Origin of the sequence: Rathayibacter sp. AY1D1 (genome assembly GCF_002932635.1) — a bacterium.
In the GTDB taxonomy this organism is placed as follows: domain Bacteria; phylum Actinomycetota; class Actinomycetes; order Actinomycetales; family Microbacteriaceae; genus Rathayibacter.
Genome location: NZ_PSVY01000005.1, coordinates 60,280 through 74,223 on the forward strand (window position 1 = coordinate 60,280; position 13,944 = coordinate 74,223).

Below are 13,944 nucleotides of genomic sequence, written 5' to 3' on the forward strand. Positions count from 1 at the left end.
GCGGGTCAGCCGGCCGGGACGGCCGTGACCACCACGTTGCTGAGGTAGTGGCGGGTGTCGTAGTCGAAGTCGCCGCCGCAGGTGATCAGGACCAGCCGCGGCGGTCCGTCGGCGGCGAACACGGCCGAGAGGTCGACCGTGGTCTTCTCCGTGGTCTCCACCGTCGAGACGGTGTACGCGCGCTCCGCGCCGTCCGCGCCGGTGAGGGTCACGGTCTGGCCCGGGACCGCCTTCTTCAGCTCGACGAACGGCCCGAGGCCGTAGGCGAGGGAGTCGACGTGCGCGGCGATCACGACCGTGCCCTCCGGCTCGTCGAGGCCGGCGCCGAAGCGGTACCAGCCGGCGACCTGCGTGTCGGGCACGAGCTCCATCGTGCCGTCGTCCGCGACTCCGACCGGCTCGACGGCCATGTCGACGGGGAGCCCGTTGACGACGAGCCGCTCGGGAGCGAGCGCGGTGGGGGCGGGGGTCGCGCCGAGCCGAGCATCCGCCACCGGGACGGACGGCACCGCTTCCGGCAGGGTCGCCGCGGGCGAGGAGGGGACCGTGGCCGGCACCGGCTGCTGGGGCGCCGAGGAGACGGCGGCGGGAGCGGGCTCCACCCGGGACTCCTGCGCCGCGCATCCGGCGAGACCGGCACCGGCCACGATCAGCCCGACCACGGCGAGGACGCGCAGAGGGAAGGGGCTCCGGCTCATGGCGTCCTCCTGGGTCGTGGTCGGGGGTGCCGGGACGGCCGCGCTCCAGCACGGCCGACCCGGCGGTCGGATCCTCGGGTCAGCGACGCGAGGCGGCGGTGCGGCGGCCGATCAGCACAGCGCCGGCAGCGGCGAGGGCGGCGAGCAGTGCTCCGCCCCACCAGCCCGCGGCGGCGTCGGGGCGGTTGTCCGCCGCGAGGCCGGCCTCACCGGCGGGGACGCCCGACGGCGAGGAGTGCAGTCCATCGATGGTCTGCGTCGCGAGAGCGAGGTTGCCCTTCTCCAGGCTGCCCCAGGCGTAGACGATCGTGTTCACGCCCTCCTGGACCTGCACGTCGGCCGGGCCGATGACCGGCGCGGTGGTCCCGGTCGCGGCGACCACGGTCGAGATAGTGGCCGGGGCGAGGTTCAGCACGCCCTCGTTCGGGTTCGTCACGTTCGTCAGGACGGGCGACCCTCCGGCGAGGATGTCCACGGCCGGAGCGGCGGCGATGTGGCGGACCGTGAGCCGGCCCTCGCCCGCGGCGGTCTTCGAGATGTCATTGGTGAAGAGGGTCGCGGTGGGGGTGTTGTCCGGCTTGAGGTGCGCCGCGACGGTGTAGCTCTTCCCCGCCTCGAGGCTGATGTCGATCGGGCCGATCACGGGGGCGCTGGCGTCCGCGGCGGTGGAGGCCGTGATGGCGACCTTGTAGGTGCCGGTGGGGAGGTCGAGCGGGCCGGCGAGCGAGCCGGGGGTGAAGTCGTCGAGCGTCAGCTTGCCGTCGACGTAGACGTCGACCGGGGTGTCGGGGACGGCGTGCAGGACCGAGAGGTCGGCCGAGTCGGCGTCGGCGGCGGCGGCGGGCGTGGCGGCGATGCCGACGACGGCCAGGGTTCCGATGCAGGCACCGGCGAGCAGGCTGCGGGAGAAGCGGGAGGTGGTCACGGTGTTCCTCTTTCACGATGGGACCCGCGTGGGGTCGGGGGGTGGTCGAGAAGGGCCTTCACCACTACTTCCGGCCGAGGCGCCTCCTCGGATGCACCCGGTCTGAGATTCTTCGAAAGAATTTCTGCCGGACACTTCGCGAGCCCCTCGCAGCGCTGGCCCGAGCGCCCGCGCCGGGCTAGCCTCCGACCAGGAGGTGCGGAGGATGGGCAGGCGCGGCGTGGTCCTCCTCCTCGCCGCCGCGGCGCTCACCACGGCGGCGGTCGCGGGCGTGCAGGGCTCCCTCGCCCCCCGGGCGCCGGTCGCCGACCAGGCCGCCGCCGCCTCCGACGCCCCCGCCCAGTGCGACGACGCCCGGGAGCTGCTGGCCGCCTCGTCCGCCTTCGAGGGCGGAGCGGGCGTGCCGGCCGGCCACCTCGTGGCCTGCCTCGACGAGGACCACCGGCGCCTCACGATCCACAACCGCACCCCCGTCGTCTGGAGTCTCGGCGACTCCTCGGTGCGGGGCGTGACGAGCGGGACGGACGGAGTGACGGGGCTGCTGAGCCTGCACGCGTCGCAGTCCTCCTCCGGGCTGCTCCTCGCACCCGGATCGGCGGCCTCGGTCTCGGCCGGCGACGGGAGGATCCGACCGCGGCCCGACGAGCCCTCGACCCGGCTGCAGCTCGCACTCACCGCGGTGGTCGCGGCTCAGGATCAGGCGATCGGCCCCTCCGCCGGTCCCGACAGCATCATCCGCGGCGCCGCGCTCACCTGCGCGGTCGTGGTCGCGGAGTCGGACACCGGCTGGCGGGTGACCTCGCCGCGGGCTCTCGCCGCGGCGGCCGAGGACCCGGTGTGCGCGCGCGACTGGGCCCGCGCCCAGCGGAGCGCGGCGGCCTGGCGGATCGCCCTGCCCGGGCTCGTCGACGCCGTGGAGGCTCCCGGCCGCCCCGAGGAGGACACGGCGCTCCAGCGGGCCGCGGCCGACTGGTTCTCGGCCTCGAGCGGCTACTCGTGGGGCGGAGTCGACCGCCCCGCTCCCCTGCCCTGACCGGCGCCGCGCGCCTCGTCCGCCCGGGAACGCGAACGGGCCGCCCTCCGCGAGGAGGACGGCCCGTTCGGCAAGAAGTTCGCGGTGTCATCGAGACCGCGCCCTGCTCCGGGAGGAGCTAGCGGCGCAGACCGAGACGCTCGATCAGCGAGCGGTAGCGGTTGATGTCCACATCCGACAGGTAGCCGAGGAGTCGACGACGCTGACCCACGAGCAGCAGCAGACCACGACGCGAGTGGTGGTCGTGCTTGTGCTCCTTGAGGTGCTCGGTGAGGTCCTTGATCCGCTTGGTCAGGACGGCCACCTGCACCTCGGGGGATCCGGTGTCACCGGGGTGGGTCGCGTACTCTTCGATGATCGCCTTCTTGACATCTGCTTCGAGTGCCATATATGGGATCCCCTCTCTCTCGTTGCGCGGTGCCCGGCGCCTGATGCGTGGGCTCTCTTGATCCGCGGCCGTCGAACGGCAACCGGACGACTCTACCAGAGGGAGGGCGGCATCAGGAGCCGGTGGCCCGGTTCCAGAGCACGACGAGCCACGGCGAGACCAGCAGCTGCCAGTAGACGAGCACGAGGACGTTGAGGACCACGCCGATCCAGCAGGCGATCGGCGGGCGCTTCTCGCGACGCCGGGCGCGGAGGGTGGAGACGGCGAGCAGGATCCCGGCGAGCAGGACCGCGTGCACGAGCGCGGTGTAGAGCACGCCGACCAGCAGGTCGCTGACGGCCTGGTCGCCCGGGTAGGCGCCGAGCGAGATCAGGGCGTACCAGACGAAGAACGACAGCGGGACGGCGAGGACGGCCAGGAGGACCGAGACGATCCCGGCTCCGTAGCGGCGGAGGAAACCGCGAGCTCCCGAGGCCGTGGCACCGGTCCGAGCGGCTCCGGCGCGGACGCCGCCCGTGGAGCTGCGCCGACCGCCCGTGGCGGCCGCCGCGCGACGCGCGCCCGCCTCGGCGGCGGTGCGGATCGAGCGTCGCGAGGGGGCGGCTCCGGCTGCTCGCGGGGCAGGAGGACCCTGACGCCCGGGCGCGCCGTCGGATGACGTGCTCATGCCTCTCACCCTAGGGGATGACCCCTGAGCCCCCGGATCGGCGCGGCCCGCCGGGGCGGCGGAGTCAGCAGAATGGAGCGAGTGAGCCAGACCCCCCGCGCCCCCCGGCGCAGCCACGTCCTCGACGTCTCCCCCCTCCGCGAGTCCCCGGCCTTCGCCCGGCTCTGGGCCGGCAACGTGATCTCGGGCATCGGCGGCCAGATGACGATCGTCGCGGTCGGCCTGCACATCTACGAGCTCACCGGATCGACCCTCGCGGTCGCGCTGGTCGGCGTGGTGGCGCTGGTCCCGACCGTGATCGCCGGCCTCTACGGCGGGATGCTCGCCGACGCGTTCGACCGCCGCCTGGTGCTCCTGCTCGCCGCGGTCGTGGCCTGGGGCTCGACCGCGGGGATCGCGGCCCTCGCCTGGCTCGGCGCCGAGACCCCGCTCTCCCTCTACGTGCTCACCGCCGTGAACGCGGTGGCGACGACGGTGATCGTGACCACCCGGATGACGCTGGCTCCGCGGCTGCTCCGCACCGAGCTGGTCCCCGCCGCCGCCGCGCTCGGCGGCATCGCGAGCGGAGTCGAGGTGACCGTGGGGCCCGCCCTCGCCGGCGTGCTGGTCGCCTCCTCCGGCTTCGCGATCACGTACACGATCGACGTCGTGCTGTTCCTCGCCGCGTTCCTCGGCATCGCGGGGCTGCCGGCGCTCGTGCCCGAGGGCGAGCGGCAGCGGCCGGGGCTGGAGTCCCTCCGCTACGGCCTGGGCTTCCTGAAGGGCGCCCCGAACATCCGGATGTCCTTCCTGGTCGACATCGTGGCCATGACCTTCGGACAGCCGCGCGTGGTCTTCCCGGCGGCCGCCGCGGTGCTGCTCGGCGGAGGCGCGGTGACGGTGGGCGCGCTCACCGCCGCTTTCGCGATCGGGGCGCTGATCAGCGGCGTATTCTCCGGCCGGCTGACCGGGGTCCGCCGGCAGGGCCTCGCGATCGGCCGCTCGATCCAGGTGTACGGAGCGTTCGTGGTCGCGTTCGGCGCGGTCCTGCTCGGTGCCGCACTCGTGCAGCACGACGCGTCGGCGCCGAACGCGGTGCTCATCGCGCTGGCGGCGGTCGCCCTGGCCGGCGCGGGCGCCTCCGACAACGTCAGCTCGATCTTCCGGCAGACGATGCTGCAGACCGCGGTCCCCGACAACATGCGGGGTCGGCTCCAGGGCGTGTTCATCGTCGTGGTGACGGGCGGCCCGCGGGTCGGCGACCTCTACACGGGACTGCTCGCCTCGCTCGCGCTGCTCTGGCTGCCGCCCCTCGCGGGCGGGCTCGCGATCATCGCGATCCTCGCCGCGGTGCTGCGACTCCGACCGGGGTTCCGTGGGTACGACGCCCTGCACCCGACGGCCTGAGCGGAGGGGCGTCTCCCTCGAGCCGGACGGGACAGCGCGCCCGCCCGCTCGGCTCAGGCCGGCGGACGGGCGCGCCGGGGATCAGTCGCCGGAGGCCGCGTCGGCGCCGCCGCCGTCGGTCAGCCGGTCGTCCGAGACCAGTCCGCTGTCGTCGTCGCGGCCCTCGACCCGCACCGGGCGGTAGACGTGGAAGCCGTCGTCGTCGGGCTCCAGCTCCCAGACCACCTCGACCTCCTCGCCGTCGATGTCGGCCAGGCGGGTGAAGGAGCGCTGAGGGGAGCCGTCGATCATCTCGAGGCGGATGCTCTCCTGCTCCGCTCCGCTGTCGAGGATGGCGGTGTACGTCGATTCGGTGTCCATGCCTCGACGCTAGACACGCGCGGTGAGGCGTCGCCACCCCTTGCGGCGGCGCACGGTCCGCGTAGCGTCGGCACCATGACCGACACCGACATCACTCCCGCCGACTCCGACGACCGCGAGCAGATCACCGAGATGGTGAAGAGCGCCGGGATCGGGCTCCTCACCACCGTCAACGCCACCGGGCAGCTCGTCAGCCGTCCGCTCAAGGCCCAGGACATCGACTTCGACGGCGAACTGTGGTTCTTCACGCAGGACCCGTCGCCCAAGGTCGACGACATCCGCGCGAACCCGAGCGTCAACGTCGCGTTCGAGTCGAAGAAGGGCTACCTGTCGGTGGCCGGCTCGGCGACTGTCGTGCACGACCCGGCGAAGGTGGACGAGCTGTGGTCCCCGGCCGTCGCCGGCTGGTTCCCCGACGGCAAGGACGACCCGACCGTCGCGCTGATCCGCGTCGAGGCCGAGACCGTCGAGCTGTGGGCGACCGACGAGCCCCGTCCGGTCGTGCTGTTCAAGGTCCTCAAGGCCGCCGTCACCGGCGGACAGCCCGACATCGGCGAGAACCGCACCGTCTCCTTCGAGTGATCCCTCCCCCCGAGGCGCCGCCGGGGCGCGGCGCCTCGGGGGGACAGGCGTCAGGCGCCGCCGAAGCGCTCGGTGCGGACGCGCTCGGGCGCGTGGCCCTGCTCGACCAGGGCGGTGGCGACGGCCTCGACGAACGAGGACGGGCCGCACACGTAGACGGTCGGCTCGAGCGGGGCCGGCAGAGCCGCCTCGGCGAGCAGCTCCGGAGTGACGCGGCCGGCCGGACGCGCCGCTCCCGCCGGCGCCACCCGGGTGAAGACGTGGTCCACCGCGACTCCGCCCGTCGCGGCCGGCAGCTCGGCGAGCGCCGCCAGCTCCTCGCGGTAGTAGGCGAAGACGGGCGAGCGGACCGAGTAGAGCAGCTGCATCCGCGCCGCGCTCCCGGACCGGGCGTGCTCGCGCGCCATCGCCATCAGCGGCACCACGCCGCTCCCGCCCGCGATCAGCTGCACCGGCTCCGCCTGCTCCGGACGCCAGACGAACCAGCCGCCGATCGGACCGCGGATCTCGAGCCGGTCGCCCGCTTCGAGGCCGTCGACCAGGTACGGGGAGACCTCCCCGTCGTCCAGCCGCTCGACCGCGAGCTCGACCCGCTCCCCGTCGGCCGGGGCGCCTATCGAGTAGGAGCGGCTCGCCTGGTAGCCGTCGGGCGCGGTGAGGCGCACGTCGAGGTGCTGCCCCGCCAGGTGGCCCGGCCACCCGGGCACGCGGAGCACCAGGAGGCGCGACGTGGGCGTGAGCGGCGCGACCGACTCGGCCACCGCCTCCGTCCACATCACCAGTAGCGCTCCTCTTTCCAGGGGTCCCCGTGCATGTGGTAGCCGTTCTGCTCCCAGAAGCCGGGCTCGTCGCCGGGCATCAGGCGGAGCGTCCGCACCCACTTCGCGCTCTTCCAGAAGTAGAGGTGCGGCACCAGGAGCCGGGCGGGGCCGCCGTGCTCGGCCGCGAGGGGCTTCCCCTCGAACTCGGTGACGACCCAGGCCCTCCCGCCTCGGATCTCGGCGAGCGGGAGGTTCGTCGTGTAGCCGCCGAAGCTCTGCGCCATGACGAAGCCGGCGTCCGTCTCCAGGCCCTCCAGCAGAGTGTCGACCGAGACGCCGCGCCAGCTGGTGCCGAGCTTCGACCACCGGGTCACGCAGTGGATGTCGGTGTGCACGTCCTCGTGCGGGAGCGCGTCGAACTCCTCCCGGTTCCAGCGGCGCACGCCCGCGGGGCCGCCGTCGATGGAGAAGGCCCACTCATGGATGTTCGGGGTGGGCCCGATCGAGAGGACGGGGAAGCCGTTCTCGAGGTGCTGGCCCGGCGGGAGGTCCGGGTCCGCCTCCCTCTTGCCGAAGAAGCCCCGCGTGATGATGCCCATGTCCGCCCTCGTCGTCCTCGGGGCCTGGCCCCGGATCGCTGGAAACCGCTCGTCGCGCTCACGCTACCGCTCGGTGCTACCGCATGCGGGCCCGCCGGGCGAGCCCGGGACCGTGTCGGACGTCGGTGCCAGGATCGGGGCATGAGACGAACCGTCGTGCCGCCGTACCTCCTCGTCCGCATCGCCCGCCTCGACGATCCGGCCTTCGCCCGGGCCGCGCGGGCCGCGAGCCGCTCGCTCGAGCAGGACGTGCCGTTCCGGCGCGTCCGGCCCGGAGAGCCCGCGCCCGACCGCGGGGCGCCGACCGCCGCCGCGACGTCCTCGCCGCGCACCCGCGTGCAGTCCCTCCAGCGCACCATCGCGGACGCGCGGACCGAGGAGACGCTGCCCGGCACGGTCGTCCGCCGCGAGGGCGAGGCGGCCACGGGGGATGCGGCCGTCGACGAGGCGTACGACGGCCTCGGCGCGATGTCGGCCTTCCTGCAGGGTGCGTACGGCCGCGACTCGATCGACGACGCCTGGCTGCCGCTCGACGCGACCGTGCACTTCGGCGACGACTACGACAACGCCTTCTGGGACGGCTCGCGGATGGTCTTCGGCGACGGGGACGGCCAGGTGTTCCGCCGCTTCACCGTCTCGCAGAGCGTGATCGGCCACGAGCTCGCCCACGGCATCACCGAGTACACGGCGAACCTCGTCTACCGCGGCCAGTCCGGAGCGCTCAACGAGTCGGTCTCGGACGTGTTCGGAGCCCTGCTGGAGCAGTACGGCGCCGGCCAGAGCGCCGACGAGGCGAGCTGGCTGATCGGCGAGGGGCTCTTCACCGACGAGGTGCAGGGCACGGCCCTGCGGTCGATGATCGCCCCCGGCACCGCCTACGACGACGACGTCCTCGGCTCCGACCCGCAGCCGGGCTCGATGGCCGACTACGTCGAGACCGACGACGACAACGGCGGAGTGCACATCAACTCGGGGATCCCCAACCGCGCGTTCGCCGTGGCGGCGACGACCCTCGGCGGGAAGGCGTGGGAGCGCGCTGGGCAGGTCTGGTACGACGTGCTGACCGGGGGCGTCCTCACCGCGACGGCCGACTTCGAGGCGTTCGCGGCGCTCACCGTGCGGGCCGCCGCCGAGCGCTACGGATCCGGCTCCGAGGTCGAGGCCGCCGTGCGCACCGGCTGGACGACGGTCGGCGTGACGCTGTCCGCCTGAGCCGGTCCGCTCGAGGACGGAGGCGGGTAGCATCGCGCGCATGGACGTCATCGTGTCGCGCAGCGGCGGAGTCGCCGGCCTCCGCCGGGTGTGGCGGGTCGACGTCGAGCAGCAGCCCGACGAGCGCGCCTGGCGCGACCTGCTCGGCTCGCTCCCCTGGGACGCCGCCGACGGCGAGTCCCCCGGCCGGGCCGACCGCTTCGTCTACGAGATCCGCGTGCAGACGCACCACGTCCGCCTCGGCGAGACCGAGCTCGACGGAGCCTGGCGCGAGCTGGTCGACCGCGTGAAGAAGGCGCAGCCCCGCTAGGAGCTGCGCCTTCGTCGTGTGCTCGGAGCTACTTGGTGCCGAGCAGGTCGATCACGAAGATCAGGGTCTTGCCGGAGAGCGGGTGCCCTCCGCCGGCCGGGCCGTACGCCAGCGCGGGCGGGCAGATCAGCTTGCGGCGGCCGCCGACCTTCATCCCCGGGATGCCCTGCTGCCAGGCGCGGATGAGGTTGTTGAGGGGGAAGTTGATCGACTGGTCGCGGCTCCAGGAGGAGTCGAACTCCTCGCCGGTGTCGTACTCGACGCCGAGGTAGTGAACCTCGACGGTCGAGCCGGGCTGCGCCTCGGCGCCGTCGCCGACGACGATGTCCTCGACGACGAGGGTGTCGGGGGCCGGGCCCTCAGGGGCGTCGACCTCGGGCTTGGTCAGGTTCTCGCTGCTCATGCCTCGATCCTACGGCGCTCGGGAGCGGAGTCTGGGAGCGGGCTGCGAGCACTCACTCCACGAGCGTGAGGCGCTGCGTCGGCCGGGTCATCGCGACGTAGAGCGATGCGGCGCCGCGCTCGCCGGTCTGCGCGATGAGGCGAGGGCGGGCGATGATCACGGAGTCGAACTCGAGCCCCTTGGCGTCGTTCGTCGACAGCACGGCGATCGCGCGGTCGAGCCCGGTCGCTCCGCGGCCCACCTCCCGGCCGAACCGCTCCTCGAGGCGCTCGGCGATCGCGGCGAGGTCGTCGTCGGGCGCGATGACCGCGAGCGTCCCCTCCGCCTCGATCGCCCGGTCCTCGACGACGGCCGCCAGCACGCGCTCCGAGAGGCTCGCGTCGCCGCGATCGCGGATCGTCCGCACCGGCCACTCGGTGGAGCGCACGGCCTCCCCCGGCGTAATCTCCAGCCCGTTCTCGCGCGCCGTCCGCTCGGCGAAGGCGACGATCTGCGCGGGCGTGCGGTAGTTGACCGTCAGCTCCTCCAGGCGCCACGGCGCCGCCTCCACTCCCCGGCCCTGGCGGCCGAAGGTGTCGCGGAGCGCGGCGTCCCAGCTCGAGGCGGCGGAGGCGCCGGACGCCTGCGCGACGTCGCCCACGATCGTGAACGAGCGCATCGGGCAGCGGCGCAGCAGCACCCGCCACTGCATCGGCGAGAGCTCCTGCGCCTCGTCGACCACGACGTGCCCGTAGGTCCAGGTGCGGTCGGCCGCGGCCCGCTCGGCGGTGGTCCCGAGCACCGAGCGCTCGGCGAAGCCGGCCGCGAGGTCCTTGGCGTTGACGAGGCCGTCGACGCCCATGTTGCGGATGGCGGCCTCCGCGTTCTCGACGTCGCGCTTGCGCTGCTCCTTCTCGGCCTTCTTCGAGGCGTCGGCGTGGTCGTCGTAGGCGCCGAGCAGCTCCGCGGCCTCGTCGAGCAGCGGTACGTCGGAGACCGTGAACGGAGCGTCGCGGTCTCGGCGGAGGAGGGAGCGCTGCGCGGCGGTCCAGCGCGGCGTGAGGGTCGCGAACCAGTTCGGACGGGCGTAGAGGTCCTGCAGCAGCTTCTCGGGGGTCAGCGGGATCCACGCGGTGTTGAGAGCGACGCGGACGTCGTGGGCGGTCCGCACGTCCTCGCGCAGCACCGCCTCGTCGGCCTCGTCGACCGTGCTGCCGTGGCTCCGCAGCTGATCGGCGAGCTGGCGGGTGAGCTGCGAGAGCAGCGTCTTGACGAAGGAGACGCGCGCCTCGTTGTGCGGCTTGCGGGTGTCGCGCGCGCGGGTGATCGCGCGCTCCACGTCCTGCGGCTCCAGACGGAGCTTCTCGCCGTTGACGTCGAGCACCTGGGTCTCGGCCGGGACGGTCTGGCGGGAGCGGACCGCGCGCTTGAGCAGCTCCGCCATCCGCGCCGAGCCCTTCACGCGGGCGACCGCGGGCACGTCCTCCTCGACGAGGTCGAGGCCCGGGTAGAGCTGGCCGAGCGTCGAGAGGACGACACCCGTCTCGCCGAGCGAGGGCAGCACCGCCTCGATGTAGCGGAGGAAGGAGCGTGAGGGGCCGACCACGAGCACGCCGGAGGAGGCGATGCGGTCGCGGTAGGAGTAGAGGAGGTAGGCGGCCCGGTGCAGGGCGACCGCGGTCTTGCCGGTGCCCGGCCCGCCCTGCACGACGAGCACGCCGCGCAGCTCGGACCGGATGATGCGGTCCTGCTCGCTCTGGATGGTCGCGACGATGTCGTGCATCCGGCCGGTGCGCTGCGCACCGAGGGCCGCCATGAGCGCGCCCTCGCCCTGCAGCACGGTGCCCTCGCGCAGCAGCTCCTCGTCGAAGACCTCGTCCTCGAAGCGGAGGACCTCGCGGCCCCGAGTGGTGAGGTGGCGCCGGGCGCGCGTCCCCATCGGCCGGGCGGCGGTGGCCTGGTAGAACGCGGCCGACTGCGGGGCGCGCCAGTCGAGCAGCAGCGTGTCCTGCTCCTCGTCGCGCAGGCCGATCCGGCCGATGTAGCGGTGCTCGGCGTCGGCGTCCGCGAGCGTCAGCCGGCCGAAGGCGAGCCGGTCGTCGGCGCCGGTGAGCGAGCGGATGCGGTCCTCGTAGAGCCGCGCGTAGGCGTCGCGCTCGGAGCGGCTCTGGTGGTTGCCGCCGACGCTCTCGATGCGGACCGTGTCCAGAGCCTCGCGGGCCTGGGCGATCAGCTCGTCGAGGCGGGCGTAGAGCGCCGCCACGTAGTCGCGCTCCCGAGAGAGCTCGGTGGCCTGCACAGTGCTGCCGTCCGTCATCGTCCGCCTTCCGAGGGTCCGCCGCCGCGGGCCGGGAGGCGCGGGATGCGCTCCGGGGGCCGCGGGAAAACAGGCGGTCCAGTCTACCGAGCGATCCGAAGCGGGCCGTGCCGACAGCGGGATCCGGATGCCTCTTGCGCTCGGCGCCGCGGAGGAGCATCCTCTCTCTCACGAAGAGCTCGACGCCCCGTCCGAGCAGCCGGCCCTGCCGCTGCCGCAGGGCGTCGAGCTCTTTCTCGCGGGTGTCCGTCCTCCGTCCGGTCATCGACCGGGAAGAGAACCGGACGGCCCCGCGTTGCACGCCCCATGGCCACTCCGAGCAGCAGCGTCACCGCCCCCTCCCGCGCCTCGATCGACCTCACGGAGTCGGCACGCGCCGGCTGGGAGTCGTGGCTCGCCCGACGCGTCGAGCGCGTCACCGGACCCCGGGGCGATCTCGCCCTCGTCGAGACGCGCTGGCTCGAGCCCGGCGAGAGCGTCGACGACGAGCAGGCGCTGGCCGGCTACGGCCCCTCGGCGACCCTGACGCGGATGCGCCGCGAGAACCTCGACACCGGCGAGCCCGAGTACGGCTACCGCGTCTGGGACGCGGCCTCCGACGGCATCCGCTCCTTCGACGCCATCGAGACCTTCCCGTTCGACGCCGCCTGGGTGCTCGAGGCGTGGTTCGAGCCGGTCGCCGAGGACCGCACCGTCCCGTTCGAGCACCTGCGCGACAACGGCGCCACCCGCGAGCTCGTCGTGCCCGGCGACATCACCTTCTCGCTCGTGGACGACGGGCGCGCCCGCGAGCACACGGTCGCGGCGTTCGACGACGGCGGCGCGCTCCTCGTCCCGTTCGGCGACCCGACCAACCGCAGCGACGACCCGGAGCTCGCGAGCTACCCCGTCGGCCGCTTCCTCGTCGTGCAGCGGATCGGCGGCGCGGCCGACGCGGGCACCCCCGGTCCGGTGCTCCTGGACTTCAACCGGGCCTACATCCCGCCGTGCGGCTTCTCGCCCCACTACAACTGCCCGCTGCCGCCCGCGCAGAACCGGCTCGGCGTGCCCGTGACGGCCGGCGAGCGCCGCGTGCGCAGCGCCTCCGCCTAGCGCGCCGGGGCTGAGCGGGGGCGGCCCCGGCTCAGCGGGTGAGCACCGCCCGGCGGGCGACGAGCTCGTCGAGCAGGACCTGCTCGTCGACCGCTCCGGTGCGTCCGCCGCGGCCGAGCAGGAGGTGCTGCCGGTGGTGCGCGAGCCGCGTCGCCGAGCGGAGGAAGTCCCGCATCGCCCGCGGCCGGTCCCCTCCCGCGCTCCGGGCCCAGCGGGCGGCGGTGCGGCGCCCCTCCGCGGTGCCGATCATCCGCACCTCGGCCGGCGAGAGCCAGCCGGCGACGGCGTAGTCGTCGAGCCGCTGGAGCGTCACGCGCCGCTCCTGCCGGCGCAGCAGCACCACCACGACCACGGCGACCGCGAACAGCGGCACCTGGACCACGCCGTAGAAGCCGAACCAGTCGGACACCAGGAACGACGAGCCGTTCCAGAGCGCGTGCAGGAACGCGGCGAGCGCCAGCCCGAGCAGGGCGATGGGCAGCCGCGCGACGGCGGGCCGGTTCGAGGCGAAGCCGAGGGCCGCGCCCGTGCAGGCGGTGAAGAGCACGTGCGCGAAGGGCGAGAGCACCCCGCGGAGGAAGAAGGTCACGGCGAGCGAGCCGAGACCGCCCTCCACCAGCGCGCTGCCGAAGTAGAGGATGTTCTCGACGAAGGCGAACCCGGAGGCGACGACGGCCGCGTAGACGATGCCGTCGACGGGTCCGTCGAAGGTCCGGCGCCAGATCAGCAGGACGAGGAGGACGCCGATCCCCTTGGCCGTCTCCTCGACCAGCGGCGCCTGGATCACGGCGCCGACGAAGTCGGATCCGCTCGGCTGCTGCCCGGACGCGTAGACGGCGATCTGCACGCCGAGGTCGACCAGGAGCGCGATCGCGACGGACCCGGCCGCGCCCCAGAGGAACGCGAACCACAGGCCCAGCGCTGGCTCCGGCTCCCACCGGTCGACCCAGCGGACGCCCAGCAGAACCACGGTCAGCGGGACGAGGGCGATGACCGCGCAGATCCCCGCGGCGCTGACGCCGAGTCCGAGAACCACGTAGGCGAGCACGAGCAGCAGCAGGATCCCGAGGAGCGCCACGCCGATCGAGCCGAGCACGGTCGGCACGACGGAGGGGTGGGCGGTGGCGGGCGGTGCGGGCGGCGGATAGGCGCTCATGGGGCCGACAGTAGGGCACGGGCGGGGTGCGCTGTCGGCGGTTGACACGCGCCGGGCGCGTGGAGGAGGGCCGGGG

The 13,944-nt window shown here is 73.8% G+C and carries 16 protein-coding genes; 6 read left to right on the forward strand and 10 right to left on the reverse strand.

From position 1 onward, the window contains the following. Positions 1 to 5: 5 nt before the first annotated feature. Positions 6 to 698: a class F sortase gene (locus C5C56_RS05305; protein ID WP_104268742.1), complete on the reverse strand. Its 693-nt coding sequence runs from the start codon at positions 696 to 698 to the stop codon at positions 6 to 8. A gap of 79 nt (positions 699 to 777) precedes the next feature. After that, positions 778 to 1,623, reverse strand: coding sequence for a DUF4397 domain-containing protein (locus C5C56_RS05310; protein WP_104224813.1), 846 nt, complete (start codon positions 1,621 to 1,623; stop codon positions 778 to 780). A gap of 205 nt (positions 1,624 to 1,828) precedes the next feature. Here C5C56_RS05310 and C5C56_RS05315 point away from each other — a divergent pair, with 205 nt between their 5' ends. Continuing rightward, positions 1,829 to 2,656 (forward strand): hypothetical protein, encoded by an 828-nt coding sequence (locus C5C56_RS05315; RefSeq protein WP_104283796.1) that lies wholly within the window; start codon positions 1,829 to 1,831, stop codon positions 2,654 to 2,656. A gap of 118 nt (positions 2,657 to 2,774) precedes the next feature. On the opposite strand, the gene rpsO is transcribed toward C5C56_RS05315, so the two are convergent. Beyond that, entirely contained in the window at positions 2,775 to 3,044 is a 270-nt protein-coding gene (gene rpsO, locus C5C56_RS05320) for a 30S ribosomal protein S15 (RefSeq protein WP_068252328.1), read from the reverse strand. Positions 3,045 to 3,156: 112 nt separating this feature from the next. Beyond that, positions 3,157 to 3,711 (reverse strand): hypothetical protein, encoded by a 555-nt coding sequence (locus C5C56_RS05325; RefSeq protein WP_104287954.1) that lies wholly within the window; start codon positions 3,709 to 3,711, stop codon positions 3,157 to 3,159. Positions 3,712 to 3,792: 81 nt separating this feature from the next. Here C5C56_RS05325 and C5C56_RS05330 point away from each other — a divergent pair, with 81 nt between their 5' ends. After that, positions 3,793 to 5,097: an MFS transporter gene (locus C5C56_RS05330; protein WP_258062855.1), complete on the forward strand. Its 1,305-nt coding sequence runs from the start codon at positions 3,793 to 3,795 to the stop codon at positions 5,095 to 5,097. A gap of 81 nt (positions 5,098 to 5,178) precedes the next feature. Here C5C56_RS05330 and C5C56_RS05335 read toward each other — a convergent pair whose 3' ends face one another. Beyond that, a complete protein-coding gene (locus C5C56_RS05335) occupies positions 5,179 to 5,457 on the reverse strand; it encodes a hypothetical protein (protein ID WP_104224817.1) in 279 nt (92 codons plus the stop codon). 75 nt (positions 5,458 to 5,532) lie between these two features. On the opposite strand from C5C56_RS05335, the gene C5C56_RS05340 reads away from it, so the two are divergent. Continuing rightward, positions 5,533 to 6,039 carry a pyridoxamine 5'-phosphate oxidase family protein gene (locus tag C5C56_RS05340; RefSeq protein WP_104224818.1) on the forward strand — a complete coding sequence of 169 codons (507 nt, stop codon included), beginning with the start codon at positions 5,533 to 5,535 and terminating at the stop codon, positions 6,037 to 6,039. A 50-nt stretch (positions 6,040 to 6,089) separates the two neighbouring features. Here C5C56_RS05340 and C5C56_RS05345 read toward each other — a convergent pair whose 3' ends face one another. Both C5C56_RS05345 and C5C56_RS05350 read right to left on the reverse strand, forming a co-directional pair. After that, positions 6,090 to 6,815, reverse strand: a complete 726-nt coding sequence (locus tag C5C56_RS05345) for an FAD-binding oxidoreductase (protein WP_104233248.1) — start codon at positions 6,813 to 6,815, stop codon at positions 6,090 to 6,092. Further along, on the reverse strand, positions 6,815 to 7,399 hold the full coding sequence (locus C5C56_RS05350; protein WP_104224820.1) for a molybdopterin-dependent oxidoreductase: 585 nt from the start codon (positions 7,397 to 7,399) through the stop codon (positions 6,815 to 6,817). The genes C5C56_RS05345 and C5C56_RS05350 overlap by 1 nt, the downstream gene beginning before the upstream one ends. A gap of 141 nt (positions 7,400 to 7,540) precedes the next feature. On the opposite strand from C5C56_RS05350, the gene C5C56_RS05355 reads away from it, so the two are divergent. Further along, positions 7,541 to 8,611, forward strand: coding sequence for a M4 family metallopeptidase (locus tag C5C56_RS05355; protein WP_104260613.1), 1,071 nt, complete (start codon positions 7,541 to 7,543; stop codon positions 8,609 to 8,611). Between the two features lie 40 nt (positions 8,612 to 8,651). Beyond that, complete coding sequence (locus C5C56_RS05360; protein ID WP_104233246.1) at positions 8,652 to 8,921, forward strand: protealysin inhibitor emfourin; 270 nt, start codon at positions 8,652 to 8,654, stop codon at positions 8,919 to 8,921. A gap of 28 nt (positions 8,922 to 8,949) precedes the next feature. Here C5C56_RS05360 and C5C56_RS05365 read toward each other — a convergent pair whose 3' ends face one another. Together C5C56_RS05365 and C5C56_RS05370 are read right to left on the reverse strand one after the other, a co-directional pair. After that, positions 8,950 to 9,324, reverse strand: a complete 375-nt coding sequence (locus C5C56_RS05365; protein ID WP_104226280.1) for an FKBP-type peptidyl-prolyl cis-trans isomerase — start codon at positions 9,322 to 9,324, stop codon at positions 8,950 to 8,952. 52 nt (positions 9,325 to 9,376) lie between these two features. Further along, positions 9,377 to 11,620 carry a UvrD-helicase domain-containing protein gene (locus tag C5C56_RS05370; RefSeq protein ID WP_104233245.1) on the reverse strand — a complete coding sequence of 748 codons (2,244 nt, stop codon included), beginning with the start codon at positions 11,618 to 11,620 and terminating at the stop codon, positions 9,377 to 9,379. A 306-nt stretch (positions 11,621 to 11,926) separates the two neighbouring features. Between C5C56_RS05370 and C5C56_RS05375 the strand changes: the two genes are divergently transcribed. Then, complete coding sequence (locus tag C5C56_RS05375) at positions 11,927 to 12,712, forward strand: DUF1684 domain-containing protein (protein WP_104319208.1); 786 nt, start codon at positions 11,927 to 11,929, stop codon at positions 12,710 to 12,712. Between the two features lie 31 nt (positions 12,713 to 12,743). On the opposite strand, the gene C5C56_RS05380 is transcribed toward C5C56_RS05375, so the two are convergent. Continuing rightward, positions 12,744 to 13,868, reverse strand: a complete 1,125-nt coding sequence (locus C5C56_RS05380; RefSeq protein WP_104319209.1) for a PrsW family intramembrane metalloprotease — start codon at positions 13,866 to 13,868, stop codon at positions 12,744 to 12,746. Between the last annotated feature and the right edge of the window lie 76 nt (positions 13,869 to 13,944).

What these genes read in the sequence shown, in the direction of transcription:
- C5C56_RS05305 (WP_104268742.1), bottom strand. Translation starts at nt 698, where the DNA reads ATGAGCCGGAGCCCCTTCCCTCTGCGCGTCCTCGCCGTGGTCGGGCTG.
- C5C56_RS05315 (WP_104283796.1), top strand. Translation starts at nt 1,829, where the DNA reads ATGGGCAGGCGCGGCGTGGTCCTCCTCCTCGCCGCCGCGGCGCTCACC.
- rpsO (WP_068252328.1), bottom strand. Translation starts at nt 3,044, where the DNA reads ATGGCACTCGAAGCAGATGTCAAGAAGGCGATCATCGAAGAGTACGCG.
- C5C56_RS05325 (WP_104287954.1), bottom strand. Translation starts at nt 3,711, where the DNA reads ATGAGCACGTCATCCGACGGCGCGCCCGGGCGTCAGGGTCCTCCTGCC.
- C5C56_RS05335 (WP_104224817.1), bottom strand. Translation starts at nt 5,457, where the DNA reads ATGGACACCGAATCGACGTACACCGCCATCCTCGACAGCGGAGCGGAG.
- C5C56_RS05340 (WP_104224818.1), top strand. Translation starts at nt 5,533, where the DNA reads ATGACCGACACCGACATCACTCCCGCCGACTCCGACGACCGCGAGCAG.
- C5C56_RS05345 (WP_104233248.1), bottom strand. Translation starts at nt 6,815, where the DNA reads ATGTGGACGGAGGCGGTGGCCGAGTCGGTCGCGCCGCTCACGCCCACG.
- C5C56_RS05350 (WP_104224820.1), bottom strand. Translation starts at nt 7,399, where the DNA reads ATGGGCATCATCACGCGGGGCTTCTTCGGCAAGAGGGAGGCGGACCCG.
- C5C56_RS05355 (WP_104260613.1), top strand. Translation starts at nt 7,541, where the DNA reads ATGAGACGAACCGTCGTGCCGCCGTACCTCCTCGTCCGCATCGCCCGC.
- C5C56_RS05360 (WP_104233246.1), top strand. Translation starts at nt 8,652, where the DNA reads ATGGACGTCATCGTGTCGCGCAGCGGCGGAGTCGCCGGCCTCCGCCGG.
- C5C56_RS05365 (WP_104226280.1), bottom strand. Translation starts at nt 9,324, where the DNA reads ATGAGCAGCGAGAACCTGACCAAGCCCGAGGTCGACGCCCCTGAGGGC.
- C5C56_RS05370 (WP_104233245.1), bottom strand. Translation starts at nt 11,620, where the DNA reads ATGACGGACGGCAGCACTGTGCAGGCCACCGAGCTCTCTCGGGAGCGC.
- C5C56_RS05375 (WP_104319208.1), top strand. Translation starts at nt 11,927, where the DNA reads ATGGCCACTCCGAGCAGCAGCGTCACCGCCCCCTCCCGCGCCTCGATC.
- C5C56_RS05380 (WP_104319209.1), bottom strand. Translation starts at nt 13,868, where the DNA reads ATGAGCGCCTATCCGCCGCCCGCACCGCCCGCCACCGCCCACCCCTCC.